General features: G+C 60.7%; 13 protein-coding genes and 1 tRNA gene. 6 read left to right on the forward strand and 8 right to left on the reverse strand.

Translation table 11 applies throughout. The features are described from left to right. The 8 genes from AC0V2Y_RS27615 to AC0V2Y_RS27650 form a co-directional block, all read right to left on the reverse strand. On the reverse strand, positions 1-494 hold a 494-nt coding region (locus tag AC0V2Y_RS27615), incomplete at its 3' end, for a hypothetical protein (RefSeq protein WP_475418424.1). Between the two features lie 756 nt (positions 495-1,250). Continuing rightward, a complete protein-coding gene (locus tag AC0V2Y_RS27620) occupies positions 1,251-2,252 on the reverse strand; it encodes a hypothetical protein (protein WP_475417828.1) in 1,002 nt (333 codons plus the stop codon). Then, a complete protein-coding gene (locus AC0V2Y_RS27625; protein ID WP_475417829.1) occupies positions 2,249-3,121 on the reverse strand; it encodes an ABC transporter ATP-binding protein in 873 nt (290 codons plus the stop codon). The genes AC0V2Y_RS27620 and AC0V2Y_RS27625 overlap by 4 nt, the downstream gene beginning before the upstream one ends. Further along, positions 3,118-3,498 (reverse strand): GntR family transcriptional regulator, encoded by a 381-nt coding sequence (locus AC0V2Y_RS27630; protein WP_099408769.1) that lies wholly within the window; start codon positions 3,496-3,498, stop codon positions 3,118-3,120. Before AC0V2Y_RS27630 ends, AC0V2Y_RS27625 begins: the two co-directional genes overlap by 4 nt. Positions 3,499-3,628: 130 nt before the next feature. After that, positions 3,629-4,345 (reverse strand): DUF72 domain-containing protein, encoded by a 717-nt coding sequence (locus AC0V2Y_RS27635; protein WP_475417830.1) that lies wholly within the window; start codon positions 4,343-4,345, stop codon positions 3,629-3,631. Between the two features lie 69 nt (positions 4,346-4,414). Next, positions 4,415-5,161, reverse strand: a complete 747-nt coding sequence (locus AC0V2Y_RS27640; RefSeq protein WP_475417831.1) for a UDP-2,3-diacylglucosamine diphosphatase — start codon at positions 5,159-5,161, stop codon at positions 4,415-4,417. 86 nt (positions 5,162-5,247) lie between these two features. Beyond that, the gene (locus AC0V2Y_RS27645; protein WP_092610294.1) at positions 5,248-5,739 is read right to left on the reverse strand and encodes a peptidylprolyl isomerase; all 492 of its coding nucleotides are present in this window, start codon (positions 5,737-5,739) and stop codon (positions 5,248-5,250) included. A 73-nt stretch (positions 5,740-5,812) separates the two neighbouring features. Then, positions 5,813-6,442 carry a peptidylprolyl isomerase gene (locus AC0V2Y_RS27650; RefSeq protein WP_475417832.1) on the reverse strand — a complete coding sequence of 210 codons (630 nt, stop codon included), beginning with the start codon at positions 6,440-6,442 and terminating at the stop codon, positions 5,813-5,815. 279 nt (positions 6,443-6,721) lie between these two features. On the opposite strand from AC0V2Y_RS27650, the gene cysS reads away from it, so the two are divergent. From cysS to AC0V2Y_RS27680, 6 genes are all read left to right on the forward strand, one after another. Further along, positions 6,722-8,116: a cysteine--tRNA ligase gene (gene cysS / locus AC0V2Y_RS27655; RefSeq protein ID WP_475417833.1), complete on the forward strand. Its 1,395-nt coding sequence runs from the start codon at positions 6,722-6,724 to the stop codon at positions 8,114-8,116. 32 nt (positions 8,117-8,148) lie between these two features. After that, positions 8,149-8,835: a DNA-3-methyladenine glycosylase family protein gene (locus AC0V2Y_RS27660; RefSeq protein ID WP_475417835.1), complete on the forward strand. Its 687-nt coding sequence runs from the start codon at positions 8,149-8,151 to the stop codon at positions 8,833-8,835. 54 nt (positions 8,836-8,889) lie between these two features. Next, entirely contained in the window at positions 8,890-9,864 is a 975-nt protein-coding gene (locus AC0V2Y_RS27665; RefSeq protein ID WP_034784047.1) for an acetyl-CoA carboxylase carboxyltransferase subunit alpha, read from the forward strand. Positions 9,865-10,027: 163 nt separating this feature from the next. After that, positions 10,028-11,446 (forward strand): tRNA lysidine(34) synthetase TilS, encoded by a 1,419-nt coding sequence (gene tilS, locus AC0V2Y_RS27670; protein ID WP_475417834.1) that lies wholly within the window; start codon positions 10,028-10,030, stop codon positions 11,444-11,446. A 196-nt stretch (positions 11,447-11,642) separates the two neighbouring features. Next, the gene (locus tag AC0V2Y_RS27675) at positions 11,643-12,890 is read left to right on the forward strand and encodes an aspartate kinase (protein ID WP_152252529.1); all 1,248 of its coding nucleotides are present in this window, start codon (positions 11,643-11,645) and stop codon (positions 12,888-12,890) included. Positions 12,891-13,000: 110 nt separating this feature from the next. Further along, positions 13,001-13,093, forward strand: a tRNA-Ser gene (locus AC0V2Y_RS27680). Positions 13,094-13,108: the final 15 nt, after the last annotated feature.

Consider the following 13,108-nt stretch of genomic DNA (forward strand, 5'->3'; position numbering starts at 1 on the left):
CCAAGGCCGCCGAGCGCGCCCAGCACGCCAAGTCCGCTCAGGCCACCCGCAGCGCCCGCACCCGCGCCGGCGCCAGCGCCGGCCGATGCCCCGGCGACATCCACGACGCTGCCGCTGGGGATGCCGGCGGCGCCCGCGCCTGTGCCCGCAGCGCCTGCGGCACCGCCGTTGTTGTCGCTTTGCGGCGTGCCGAGATCGGCGCCAGCCTGACCTGCGGCCGCGCCGCTGCCGCCTGCGGCCAGGGCCGCCGCTGCCACGGCCGCGGCCGTGCCCAGGGCGGCGGCATTGCCGTTCTCGGCGCTGCCCGTGACTTCCACGACATTTTCAGGCGGCATGGTCGCGCTGGCATCGGCCCCCTTGAGCAGTTCATCTTCGTCATATTGCTTGCGCTCGCCGGTTTTCGGGTCGACGGCTTTCTTTGCGGGCGTCGCGATCTTGGCGCCAGCGCCTTCGGCATTGACGGGAACTTGTGCTGGATTTGGGGTGGTGGCCATTTGAAAGTCTCCGGAAAAGGTTATGTGTTCGTTCAATTTTCTAAAATAATAAAAAATTAATAATCTGGTTCGTTTCCTTGCTTGCTCCGGCGAGGCTTGGGCCGTGGTCGAACTCTGGTGTTTCCGATGTTGATAGTGGCAAGTAAAACATAGTTGGGAAAAAAACGCTGGGGCAAAATAGCGCTACTTCAACAATATTAAAAATATCATTTTCATATTTGTTTTATGTATCGCCGTTTTGTTATGGTTGGCTGCGCCGGCAAACGGCTTGTCCGGCCGGATGCTTTGGCAGGCTGCCGCCTTTTTGCGAGGCATGCACTGTCTCCCACTCTGAGCATAGTTTCAATTTTGAAACTTCCAATTTCATTTTGATCATTTTCCATAACGCTATTCTGTCCATCGTTACGCAAGATAATTCTCACGGATTGTCACGGAATGGCTTTTTTGGACTGAATTTTCCGCCGTGCGCCCGTATTTCCGCGCCTTTTATCCAAAAAACCATCTTGCTATCGAATTGCTAGTTGTTGTTTTTTGGCTGGCGATTATCAAATGTGATTGGTAATAAAATACGATAGAAATAATTATTTGTAATTTTCATATCGGACCAATACTATCGAATAAATAGTCGCGATGTGGCGGGTGGGGTTTTTCATAATAACTATCGGTAAGGTAGTTATTATTTCAGGGGCTTGAAAGGACTAAAAATGGAAAACGCCCCGGCGGGGCGTTTTTTTATGGGGCAGGGATATTGCGCTGTCAGCCTTCCTCGCGCCAGCGGCGCAGGCGGATGGCGGCGTAAATCAGCGCCGCGCCGGCCGCCGCACCGAGCCAGACGGCTGGCAAGGCCAGGCTGGACCAGGAGTTGCTGAACACGTCGATGCGCGTCGTGTGCGATCCCCCCTCTGCCAGCGCGTGCATGTGCGGCAGCAGTTCCGGCTCGAACAGATACCAGCTGCCGGGGAGGGTGCCCAGCAGGGCGCGTCCGATGACATTCATCTGTATCCAGTCGATGCCGCTTTCCGTCTGCGTCAGCTTGCCGGCCCAGACGGCCAGGATGAGCAGCAGCAGCGGCACGCCGATGGCCCACAGGAAGACTTTCGACTTGGCCCAGCTCGACACCATCAGCAGCCAGCCGACCGTCGGCAAGGCCCACAGGCAATACACGGGCAGCAAGCCGAACACGCGCAGCGGTCCCAGGTACAGGCCGGGCGTGGCGAGCAGTTCGGCAAACACGTGGATGCCGTTGGCCGCCAGCACGCCGCTCAGGATCAGGATCAGAAGCAGCGAAGTCAGGCTGGCGGCGGCGGCCACAATCAGCGGCGCGACCAGCAGGGCGATGGCCGCTTTCGACAGCACCGTCTGCGCATCCGAGATGGGCAGCGATTTCCAGAACAGCACGCTGCGGTCGCGGCGGTCGTCATGCAGGGCGCTCAGGCAATAGAAAAACACCAGGAAACCCAGCGCCAGGAACAGCGGCGCGGCCGCATAGATATAGTTGTTGGCGACGGCGTCGATGATTTCCGTGCGGCGCGGGCCGAAGGTGCGGGTGTTGAGGACGGTGCTCCAGGACACTTCCTCGCCATTGACGATGAGCGCCGTGCGCATCTTGGTCTTGGCGATGGTGCCGATCGTCATCAGGGCGCCCAGCACGGTCATGACGATGCCGATCAGGGCGGGCGTCCACACCAGCATGCCCTTGTGTTCCCACAGTTCGCGCCGGATCAGCCATTGCATCTTGTTGGCAGGGGAAATATTCATTGGTACGATCCTTTCATGGTCGCGACAAACAGGTCAGCCAGGCTGGGCGTGCGGACTTCGCCCAGGGCCGCCAGCTGGGTGCGGGCGACGCCGTCGAACAGCATCACCGACTTGCCGAACACGCTGCGTTCGCTGATCGGCTGCAGGGCGCGCGCCGGATTGACGTGCTGCGGTCCCACCATCACCTCGATATAGCGCTCGCCCACGTCTTCCATGCTCGAGGCCAGCACGATCTTGCCGTCGCGAATGAACATCAGGTCGCTGAGGATGTGTTCCACTTCCTCGATCTGGTGCGTGGTGATGACGATGGTCTTGTTTTCATCGAAATAGTCTTCCAGCAAGTTCTGGTAGAACTGCTTGCGGTACAGAATGTCCAGACCCAGGGTCGGCTCGTCGAGCACCAGCAGCTTGGCGTCGATGGCCATCACCAGCGCCAGGTGCAGCTGCACCACCATGCCTTTCGACATGGCCTTGACCTTCATCTTCGGCGCCAGCTTGGTGTGCGCCAGGTAGCGCTCGGCCTTGCTGCGGTCGAAACGTGGATGCACGCCAGCAATGAAATCGATGGCGTCGGCCACGCGCAGCCAGCCCGGCAGGATGGCCACGTCGGCGATGAAGCATACGTCGTCCATCAGCGCGTCGCGCTGCACGCGGGGATCGCGTCCCAGCACCGACAGCTCGCCTTCGAAACCCGTCAGGCCCAGGATGGCTTTCAGGGTGGTGGTCTTGCCGGAGCCGTTAGGCCCGATCAAGCCGACGATGCGCCCCGGCGCGATATCGAAGCTGATGCCGTCGATGGCGACCTGTTTGCCATACTGCTTGCGCAGGCCGCGTGCGCTGATGACGCTGTCCTTGTTCAATGCATTCATGCGCTCTCTCCGTGTGCGCCACTGTCGCGGCTCGCCTGCAGTAGTTGTTCGAGGTTCAGGCCCAGTTGCGTGATGCGTTCAAGCATCGCCGGCCATTCTTCGCGCATGAAGCGCTCGCGTTCACTGGCCAGCAATTTGTCGCGGGCGCCTTCCAAGACATACATACCGAGTCCTCTGCGTTTTTCCACCAGGGCATCGTCGACCAGTTCCTGATAGGCACGCGAGACCGTGATGGGATTCAATTGGTAGTCGGCCGCCACCTGGCGCACCGAGGGCAGGGCGTCGCCGGACTGCAGCACGCCATCGAGCATCATGCCCACCACCCTGGCCTTGAGCTGGCGGTAGATGGGGCTATTGTCGTTCCATTCCGTGCTCATGGGATGCGCTCCCACAAGGGCGGGGCGGTGCGGCGCGTGAAAAATGCGGTAGGCATCGGAGCTCCGTGATGTATTGAGTTGGTGTTGTAGTTAACTATAACACTGAGTCTCAAAAAATCAACACGTATTTTCAGGCCAGCCGTGCATGCAGGTCCAGCGCATTGAACAGGGCGGCGCCGGCCGCCGTGTTGTCGAAGATGCACCAGCTGCCCGCCTGTGCCGATGCGCGCCATTCGGCGGCCAGCGCCGCCAGATAGTCGGCCGGATAGTCCGAATAGTAGATTGTCGGGCTGCCGTGCAGGCGCAGGTAGGCGATACCCGTGGTCTGCACATGCGGCCCCGGCTGGCCGGCGGGCGGATCGGCGCGCACGCGGGTGATGCGCAGCATCGTTAACAGCTCGGTCGCGTTCGCCGTGAACCAGCTGGGGTGGCGCGCTTCGCAAGCGAGCATGCCGTCGAAGCGCTGGCGCAGCGCATGGAAAAATGCGGTGGCCACATCCGCCTCGAAACGCAGGCTGGGCGGCAGTTGCACCAGCACGCAACCCAGTTTATTCCCCAGTTGCATGACTTCTCCCGCAAAGCGGTCCAGTTCGGCCCCGCCATCGCGCAAGCGCCGTTCGTGCGTGATGCTTCGCGGTAATTTCACGCTGAAGCGGAAATGCTCGGGCACGCTGGCGGCCCAGCGCGCGTAGGTTGACGGCTGGTGCGAGCGGTAGAACGAGCTGTTGATTTCCACGCAATCCAGCACCTGGGCATAGCGCTGCAGGTGGCTGCCATCGAGGGGAAGGTGGCTGGCGGCGGCGCTGGAGATGCTCCAGCCGGCCGTGCCGATATAAACAGTGTGCATGGCGCCATTACAGCAAGGCCAGGCGGGCGCGGCTATCGGACAAACGCCCGTGCGGCGGTCGGCGCAAGCCTAGTCGATGATGTCGCCGCTGAGATCGTGGCGCGTGATGTTGCCGCGCGCATCGATGGCGATCCAGCCGCCGCGCTGCGGTTCCACGTCGCATTCCCAGTCGGGCAGGACATAGCGCAAGGTTTCGTCAACTTTATGCACGGCAGGGCGGTGCGTATGGCCGTGGATCATGACGGTGCTGGCGTGTTCGGCAAATACTTGCGCGACAGCATCGGGCGTGACATCCATGATGTCCATGGATTTTTCGCCATTGTGCTCGCGGCTGCTTTGGCGCAAACCGTCGATGATGGCCTTGCGCTGCGCCAGCGGCATGGACAGGAACTGTTTTTGCCAGGCGGGCTGGCGCACCATGGCGCGAAACTCCATGTAGCTGACGTCTTTCGTGCACTCGGCGTCGCCATGCAGCAAGACGATGCGCCGGCCGGCAATCGTGGCCACGTGCGGTTCGCTGAGCAGGGTGGCGCCGGCGGCGGCGGCGAAGCCGGAGCCGACAAGAAAGTCGCGGTTGCCGGCGATCCAGTAGACGTGCACGCCAGCATCGCTGACGGCGCGGATGGCGGCCGTCATGCGCGCATTGAACGGGTCTTCCAGGTCATCGTCGCCGGCCCAGTATTCAAACAGGTCGCCTAATAGATACAGTGCTTGCGCGTATTGCGCATGGTGTTCCAGGAAAGAAAGAAACGCCGCGCTGGTGCGCGGGTGCGAGCTCTGCAGATGCAGGTCGGAAATAAAGAGTGCGGCAGGCATTGTCATCGTTCAACGCTCCCAAAAAGTGATGTAGCTGGAGAGGCGCCAACGCGGCAATGCCTGTGATTCATGATGCCGTAGCCGAATTAAACTGCTTCGACTTTTTCGATGATGACGTCCGTCACTGGCACATCGGCGAACATGCCGGCGCGCGAGGTTTTCACGGCGCGGATGGCGTCGACGACTTCCTTGCCGTCGGTGACTTTACCGAACACGGCGTAGCCCCAGCCGTCCTGGCCAGGGTAGTCGAGGAAGCTGTTGTTCTTGATGTTGATGAAGAACTGGGCCGATGCCGAATGCGGATCCGACGTGCGGGCCATGGCCAGGGTGTAGGTATCGTTTTTCAGGCCGTTCTTGGCTTCGTTTTCCACGGTGGTGTCGGCAGGCTTCTGTTTCATGCCTGGCTCGAAACCGCCGCCCTGGATCATGAAGCCGTCGATGACGCGGTGGAAAATCGTGTTGTCGTAGTGACCGGCTTTCATGTAGGCCAGGAAGTTGGCAACCGTTTTCGGCGCTTTTTCGGCGTCCAGTTCAGCGGTGATCTTGCCCAGATTGGTGGTGATGATGACGGAGGTCATGATGATCCTTAATAAATTGGATGAATAATTGATTCAGCGGCGCAAGCCAGGCCGGCGCCGCAAAAACGCTATTTTACAGTTTTGCGGGCGCTGTCTTGAGTAAAGTCGCCGATTCGATCACCACGGGGGTGACGGGCACGTTCTGGTGCGGTCCCTTGTCGGCAACGGGCACGGCCTTGATCTTGTCGACCACGTCCATGCCGCTGACGACTTTGCCGAACACCGTGTAGCCGAAGCCGTCGCGGCCAGGGTAGTCGAGCGCGCCGTTGTCGTTGACGTTGATGAAGAATTGCGCGGTGGCCGAATGCGGATCGCCCGTGCGCGCCATGGCGATGCTGTAGGTGACGTTTTGCAAGCCGTTTTGCGCTTCATTCCTGATCGGCGCCTTGGTGGCTTTCTGCTTCATGTTCTTGTCGAAGCCGCCGCCCTGTATCATGAAGCCGTCGATGACGCGGTGAAACACGGTACCCTTGTAATAACCGCTTTTGACGTACTGCAAGAAATTGGCCACGCTTTTCGGCGCTTTTTCCTGATCCAGTTCCAGCACGATCTCGCCCATGCTGGTTTTCAGGGCCACGTGGGGCGTGGGGTCGAGGGCGGTCGCCGGAGCGGCCGCCACGACGGCGCTGCCCAGCGTCAGGCCGGCAAACAGGGTGCAAAAGCGGGCCAGGAAAGACAGGCGTTTCGATTTGGTTTCTTGCATGAAGGCGTCCTTGATCGTTATTTTTCTTTAAACTTGCTTTAATTGTAAATAAATGAAAATTCGGTTGAACATCGTAAAAACCTGATTCATATCGGGCCAGTATGGTTTTTATCAATGTTATACTTGACCGCTAACGCCCCAATTCTAACAAACAAGAACAACAATATAGCGGGTCGACCAGTTTTCGGCGCACACGGCAGTTCTGTGGCGCGGCACCCCCGGTGTCCGCGCCTGTCTGTCGTTTTGCCAGGCTGGCGGCCGCTTCACTTGCAAAGTACGATGAGCAATCTAAAGATTTACAACACCCTGGCTCGCGAGAAGCAGGTATTCGTCCCGATGGAAGCGGGCAAGGTACGCATGTACGTGTGCGGCATGACCATCTACGATTATTGCCATATCGGCCATGCGCGCATGATGATGGCGTTCGACGTCATCTACCGCTGGCTGAAAGCATCCGGTTTCGACGTCACCTATGTGCGCAACATTACGGACATCGACGACAAGATCATCCGCCGCGCCGTGGAAAACGGCGAAACGATTTCCCAGCTGACGACGCGTTTCACCCAGTACATGGATGAAGACACGGCCGCGCTGGGCATTTTGACGCCCGACCATACGCCGCGCGCCACCGAATACGTGCCGCAGATGCTGCGCCTGATCGAGCAGCTGGAAGCGAAGGATCTGGCCTACCAGGGCGCGGACGGCGACGTCAATTACGCCGTGCGCAATTTTCCCCACTACGGCAAGCTGTCGGGCAAGTCGCTCGACGACCTGCGCGCGGGCGAGCGCGTCGACGTGAACACGGGCAAGCGCGATCCGCTCGACTTCGTGCTGTGGAAGTCGTCGAAGGAGTCGGAGCCGGAAGAAGTCAAATGGGACTCGAAATGGGGCAAGGGCCGCCCGGGCTGGCATATCGAGTGCTCGGCCATGTCGTGCGCCTTGCTCGGCGAACAGTTCGACATTCACGGCGGCGGCGCGGACCTGCAATTTCCGCACCACGAAAACGAGATCGCCCAATCCGAAGGCGCATTCGGCCACACCAGCGTCAATTACTGGATCCATAACGGCTTCGTACGCCTGGACAATGAAAAAATGTCCAAGTCGCTCGGCAACTTCTTTACCATCCGCGAAGTGCTGCAAAAGTTCGATGCCGAAGTGATCCGCTTCTTCATCCTGCGCGCGCACTACCGCAGTCCGCTGAATTACTCGGACGTGCACCTCGATGATGCGCGTTTGTCGCTGACGCGTTTGTACACGGCGCTGGCCGACGTGGCGGTGGAAGAGGGTGCCATCGACTGGAGCGAAGCGCATGCCGTGCGCGTGCGCGAAGCGATGGACGACGATTTCAATACGCCGCTGGCCGTGGCGGCCCTGTTCGACCTGGCGACGGAAGTCAACAAGAGCAAGTCGCCGGCCCTGGCGCGTCAATTGAAGGGCCTGGCGGGCGTGTTCGGCTTGCTGGAACGCACGCCGCAGCAATTCCTGCAAGCGACCGTGGGCGCCGCCGGCGGCGTCGATGAGACGGCCGGCATCGAAGCGGCGATCGCGGCACGCAGCGCGGCGAAGAAGGCGCGCGATTTTGCCCAGTCCGACAAGATACGCGCCGAATTGTTGGCTGCAGGCATCATTCTTGAAGACAAGCCTGACGGCTCGACCAACTGGCGCCGCGCATGATGGCGACGTCCAGGGAAAACGGGGAAGCGCCCATGGCGACGGACTTGGCGCAAGTGATCCAGGTGCCGCACTACTGGGAAGAGGCGAAGATCGAGCTGATGAAGCGCGACCGCATCATGAAAAAGCTCATCCCGCAATTTGGCGACCTGCACCTGGTCGGCCATAGCGACCCGTTTACCACCCTGGCCCGTTCGCTGGTGGGGCAGCAGATCACGCCCAAGGCGGCTGATGCCGCCTGGAAAAAGCTGCTGCTGGCTTGCCCGAAATGCACGCCTTCGCAAGTATTGAAGGCGGGCGCCGAGCAATTGTCCGCCTGCGGTTTGTCCAAACGCAAGACCGAATACATCCTCGACCTGGCCGACCATTTCAAGGCCAAGCGCGTGCACGCGAGCCAGTGGGACCAGATGGATGACGAAGCCGTCATCGCCGAACTGGTGCAGATCCGCGGCATCGGCCGCTGGACAGCCGAGATGTTTCTGATATTTAATCTGCTCCGGCCGAATGTCTTGCCGCTCGACGACCCTGGTCTGATCCAGGGTATCAGCGTCAATTACTTCTCCGGCGAACCCGTTTCCCGCAGCGATGCGCGCGAAGTTTCCGCCAATTGGGAACCGTGGCGCACCGTGGCAACCTGGTATTTGTGGCGCAGTCTCGACCCTGCAGCCGCCCCTGCCGCACCCGATGCAGCCCCCGGCGCACCAGCCGGTACGGTAAAATAAACATAGATGACGCCGCGCGCCCTGGCGCCGTGGCCGGTAAAACCTGGAGGTACAATGACTAAAACGACTTTCCTCAATTTTGAACAGCCGATCGCGGAACTCGATTCCAAGATCGAAGAGTTGCGCTTCGTGCAAGACGATTCGGCCGTCGACATCTCGGAAGAGATCGACCGCCTGGCCAAGAAGAGCCAGCAGCTGACCAAGGATATCTACGCCAAGCTGACCCCTTGGCAAGTGGCGCAGATCGCGCGCCACCCGCAACGTCCCTACACCATGGATTACGTGAATGAAATCTTTACCGATTTCCACGAATTGCATGGCGACCGCAGCTACGCGGACGATCTGTCCGTCGTCGGCGGCCTGGCCCGCTTCAATGGCCAGCCGTGCATGGTCATCGGCCACCAGAAGGGCCGCGACACGAAAGAGCGCGCCATGCGCAATTTCGGCATGCCGAAGCCGGAAGGCTACCGCAAGGCCATGCGCCTGATGAAGGTGGCGGAAAAGTTCAACCTGCCCATCTTCACCTTCGTCGACACGCCGGGCGCCTTCCCCGGCATCGACGCGGAAGAGCGCGGCCAGTCGGAAGCCATCGGCCACAACCTGTATGTGATGGCCGAATTGAAAGTGCCGCTGATCGCCACCATCATCGGTGAAGGCGGTTCCGGCGGCGCGCTGGCCATCGCCGTGGGCGACGCCGTGCTGATGCTGCAATACTCGACGTATGCCGTGATCTCGCCGGAAGGCTGCGCCTCGATCCTGTGGAAGAGCGCCGAGCGCGCCTCCGACGCGGCCGAAGCGCTGGGCCTGACGGCGCACCGCCTGAAAGCCATGGGCCTGATCGACAAGATCATCAACGAACCGCTGGGCGGCGCCCACCGCGATCCGAAGCAGATGGCGACCTTGCTCAAGCGCGCACTGGCCGACACCCTGCGCCAGTTCCAGGGCATGAAAACCAAGGACTTGCTGGCCGCGCGCCACGAGAAACTGCTGAGCTACGGCAAGTTCAAGGAAACCACGCCGAGCGAGTAAGCCAGCGCAAGTCGGCGCAGGTCGACGTGGTCGGCGTAGGTCGGCTTAGCGCAGCGTAAGCCGACAAGACGTAAGCCGACAAGACAGTAAAACACCAGGGACAGTCCGCTAAACGACACCATCCGTTTAGCAGCCTGTCCCTCTTTGCATTCCCGGAGTCCGAATGAAAAAGCAACAAACCGCCACCGTGCCCGACATCTTCGCCCGCGCGCTGGACGCCTGCGCACCTGCACCCGGCGGCACCGTCGGCATCGCCCTCAGCGGCGGCCTCGATTCCGCGGCCCTGCTGCACCTGGCGCATGCCTGGGCGCAAGGGCACGGTGTGGTCCTGCATGCGTTCCACGTGCACCATGGCCTCAGCCCGAATGCGGATGCCTGGCTGGCCCACTGCGAGCAATTGTGCGCCGGCATGGGTATCGCCTTCGAGGCGCGCAAGGTCACGCTGGAAAAGAATGCGAAGACGGGCACGGAAGAGGCGGCCCGCAAGCGCCGTTATGCGGCCCTGGGCGAGCTGAGCGCCGCGCACGGCGTGCGCCTGCTGCTGACGGCCCACCACCAGGATGACCAGGCTGAAACGGTGCTGCTGCAATTGCTGCGCGGCTCCGGCACGGCGGGCCTGTCCGGCATGGATGGCGCCAACAGCGCGCCCGAGCTGCTGGGCAATCCTGACCTGGTGATGGCGCGCCCGCTGCTGCCTGTGTCGCGCAGGCAACTGGAGGCGTACGTGGCGCGCCATGCGATCGCGCACATCCACGACGAGTCGAACGACGATCCCCGCTTCGCCCGCAATGCCTTGCGGCACCAGGTGATGCCCGTGCTGGCACAGGCGTTTCCCGGTTTCCAGGAACGCTTCGCCCGCAGCGCCCAGCACGCGCAATCGGCGCAGCGCCTGCTGACGGAGCTGGCGACGCAGGATCTGGCGGCGTGCCTCGACGGCGACTGCATCGAGCTGGCGAAATTGCGCGTGCTGAGCACGGACCGCTGCTACAACCTGCTGCGCCACTGGTTCGGCACGCGCGGCTTGCGCATGCCGTCGACGGCATGGCTGGCGGAAATGCTGGCGCAACTGTTGGAGGCGCGGCCCGATGCGCAATTGCTGGTCACGCATCCCGAATGCCATGTGCGGCGCCACCGCGACCGGCTGTACCTGACGCCGAAGCTCGATGACCTTGCCGGCATGCGCGAGCGTGACGACGCGGGCATCCCCGGGCTGGAAAAAGCCGGCCAGCAATTTGTCTGGCAGGGCGAGGCGAGCCTGGCCTTTCCCGCGTATGGCGGCGCGCTGCATTTCGATGCAGTGAAAGAGGGCGGGCAGGGTATCGATATTGCCTGGCTGCAAGCACAGACCTTGACCATCGACTTCCGCCAGGGCGGCGAGCGCCTGAAGCTGGCCTTGAACCGTCCCACCAAGAGCTTGAAATACCATTACCAGGCGTTCGACGTGCCCGCCTGGGAGCGCGAACGCCTGCCCCTTGTCTGTGCGGCGCAACAATTGCTGTACGCGGCCGGTATCGGTCTCGATTGCCATTGTCTGAGTCTGCTGGACCGTCCCCGTGTGGCCTTGCGCTGGGTCTCCTGCTGAGCGCAGGGGCAGCCGCCACGGCCACTCCCGGGGCGGCCGGCAAGTGGCTGCCCATGCGTTCCCGACTGCATGGATTGGTTATTTCCATATGCGCAATCGGTATGAGCTAATGCGCTTTTTAGCTTGTTATTTTGCATTGCGGCATGTAGAGTAAAGCCCTCCTTTTTTATTCTTCTTGAGCGGAAACTTCACTCTTATGGCTTTAATCGTCCACAAATATGGCGGTACGTCGATGGGCTCGACTGACCGTATCAAGAATGTCGCCAAGCGCGTTGCCAAGTGGCACGACGCCGGGCATCAAATCGTGGTGGTGCCATCCGCCATGTCGGGCGAAACGAACCGCCTGATTGGACTGGCCAAGGAAATCATGGATCAACCCGATCCCCGTGAACTTGACATGATCGCCTCGACAGGCGAACAGGTGTCCGTCGGCCTATTGTCGATGGCATTGCTGGCGATCGGCAAACAAGCCGTATCCTATGCCGGCTGGCAAGTCGCGATCAAGACCGATTCCGCCTTTACCAAGGCACGCATCCAGTCGATCGATGACGAGAAAGTCAAACGCGACCTCGATGCGGGCAAGATCGTCATCATTACCGGTTTCCAGGGCGTTGACGAACACGACAACATCGCGACCCTGGGCCGCGGCGGTTCCGACACGTCGGCCGTGGCGATTGCCGCCGCCATGAAGGCGGCCGAGTGCCTGATCTTCACGGACGTCGACGGCGTCTACACGACCGATCCGCGCGTGGTCTCCGAGGCGCGCCGCCTGAAGACCATCACCTTTGAAGAAATGCTGGAACTGGCTTCGCTGGGCTCCAAAGTGCTGCAGACGCGTTCGGTGGAATTCGCCGGCAACTACCGCGTCCCCACGCGCGTACTGTCGTCGCTGACCGACCCGATGTTGCCGCTGGAAATAGAAGCCAATTCAGGCACCCTGATTTCGTTTGAGGAAGATACAAACATGGAACAAGCAGTCATCTCCGGCATCGCCTTCAACCGCGATGAAGCCAAAATCACCGTGCTCGGCGTGCCCGACCGTCCAGGCGTGGCGTACCACATCCTGGGACCGGTGGCGGACGCGAATATCGAAGTCGACATGATCATACAGAATCAGTCGGTCGACGGTAAAACGGACTTCACCTTCACCGTCTCGCGCGGCGAATACACGCGCGCGCTGGCCGTGCTGGAAGCGAACCGCGAAGCGCTGGGCGCGGCCAGCATCACGGGCGACGCGAAAGTGTCGAAACTGTCCGTCGTCGGCGTGGGCATGCGCAGCCATGTGGGCGTCGCATCGCAGATGTTCCGCACCTTGTCGGAAGAGGGCATCAACATCATGATGATCTCCACTTCCGAGATCAAGATCTCCGTGCTGATCGATGAAAAGTACATGGAACTGGCCGTGCGCGCGCTGCATAAAGCGTTCGAGCTGGAAAAAGCGTAAATATCCAAAAATATTGCCCCACGCCCTTGACCAAAGGGGGGGCAATCGATATTATGACGTTCGTCGCTGCAGCGCAGTTAGCTACAGAGACATAGTTGAGTAATCAGCTAGGAGACGTGGCCGAGTGGCCGAAGGCACATCCCTGCTAAGGATGCATACGGCTTATACCTGTATCGTGGGTTCGAATCCCACCGTCTCCGCCAGAATCAAATAAAAAA

It is taken from the genome of Janthinobacterium sp. BHSEK, assembly GCF_056174685.1.

Coding starts and splice junctions, on each gene's coding strand:
- AC0V2Y_RS27665 (WP_034784047.1), top strand. CDS start 8,890: ATGACTAAAACGACTTTCCTCAATTTTGAACAGCCGATCGCGGAACTC.
- AC0V2Y_RS27645 (WP_092610294.1), bottom strand. CDS start 5,739: ATGACCTCCGTCATCATCACCACCAATCTGGGCAAGATCACCGCTGAA.
- AC0V2Y_RS27620 (WP_475417828.1), bottom strand. CDS start 2,252: ATGAATATTTCCCCTGCCAACAAGATGCAATGGCTGATCCGGCGCGAA.
- AC0V2Y_RS27625 (WP_475417829.1), bottom strand. CDS start 3,121: ATGAATGCATTGAACAAGGACAGCGTCATCAGCGCACGCGGCCTGCGC.
- AC0V2Y_RS27660 (WP_475417835.1), top strand. CDS start 8,149: ATGGCGACGGACTTGGCGCAAGTGATCCAGGTGCCGCACTACTGGGAA.
- AC0V2Y_RS27635 (WP_475417830.1), bottom strand. CDS start 4,345: ATGCACACTGTTTATATCGGCACGGCCGGCTGGAGCATCTCCAGCGCC.
- AC0V2Y_RS27630 (WP_099408769.1), bottom strand. CDS start 3,498: ATGAGCACGGAATGGAACGACAATAGCCCCATCTACCGCCAGCTCAAG.
- AC0V2Y_RS27675 (WP_152252529.1), top strand. CDS start 11,643: ATGGCTTTAATCGTCCACAAATATGGCGGTACGTCGATGGGCTCGACT.
- cysS (WP_475417833.1), top strand. CDS start 6,722: ATGAGCAATCTAAAGATTTACAACACCCTGGCTCGCGAGAAGCAGGTA.
- AC0V2Y_RS27650 (WP_475417832.1), bottom strand. CDS start 6,442: ATGCAAGAAACCAAATCGAAACGCCTGTCTTTCCTGGCCCGCTTTTGC.
- tilS (WP_475417834.1), top strand. CDS start 10,028: ATGAAAAAGCAACAAACCGCCACCGTGCCCGACATCTTCGCCCGCGCG.
- AC0V2Y_RS27640 (WP_475417831.1), bottom strand. CDS start 5,161: ATGCCTGCCGCACTCTTTATTTCCGACCTGCATCTGCAGAGCTCGCAC.